Source organism: Pseudomonas sp. LRF_L74, assembly GCF_965644255.1.
Taxonomy (GTDB): Bacteria; Pseudomonadota; Gammaproteobacteria; order Pseudomonadales; family Pseudomonadaceae; genus Aquipseudomonas.
Window position 1 is genome coordinate 1 of record NZ_CBFFRH010000033.1, and the last position, 723, is coordinate 723.

The 723-nt window shown below is 57.0% G+C and carries 1 protein-coding gene; it reads right to left on the reverse strand.

What is annotated here, in order from left to right; translation table 11 throughout:
- The coding region (locus ACSZPK_RS26920) for a hypothetical protein (RefSeq protein ID WP_437884676.1) at positions 1 to 723 on the reverse strand (723 nt) is incomplete at both ends.

Here is a 723-nt window from a genome sequence, read left to right on the forward strand (position 1 = left end):
AAGTAGCGAACGGCATAGCCGCGAGCGGTGCCAATCGGGCGCGTGTCGCTCTCGTCCGAGCCGGCCCACCAGGTCGGCTCTGTTGTCGGCAGCGTGCCAGGCTCCGTGATTCGATACACCCAGCCGCTGTATGCGCTGGGCCGGACTGTCTCGCCGACAATGACGGCGCGGTTTGCTTCGAATGCGATGCCCCAATCATCGAGACCCAGCGCATAGACCGCGCCGGACGGCGTGATCTTCAACTCAACAATATCTCCGCCGTCACCGCCCGCGCGGCCATAACCGGCCAGCCGAAAAGCCCCGTCTGCCTGCTGTTCGACAATGACGATGTTCCGATCTGCCCGCTCACCCTCGACCCGCACGACAGCTTGAATCGTTGCGGGCGTACCGCCGGAGGTGCCGGTGCCATCGTTGAGGTCGAGAGCCAGAGTCACGTCTTGCGTGAACACAGGAGCACGGGATGCGGTAAGCCGTGGCAACTCTTCATCTTCAGCAAGCAACAACCACTCTTTGTTATCAACAGAAGATGCCAGGAACGTATTCAGAGCCTGAACACCATCCGACGCTCGGAATACGGCTTGAATAGATAAGTCCTGATTCTTAAGCAAAAATGCTAATTTAACCCCAGGTGTTTGCTCACCATCTCTAGTTAACTGTAGGGTGACCGCTCTTATATTAGGCGGAGGGGATACTGAATCCATCTCAGAAACAAAAACAATTGAG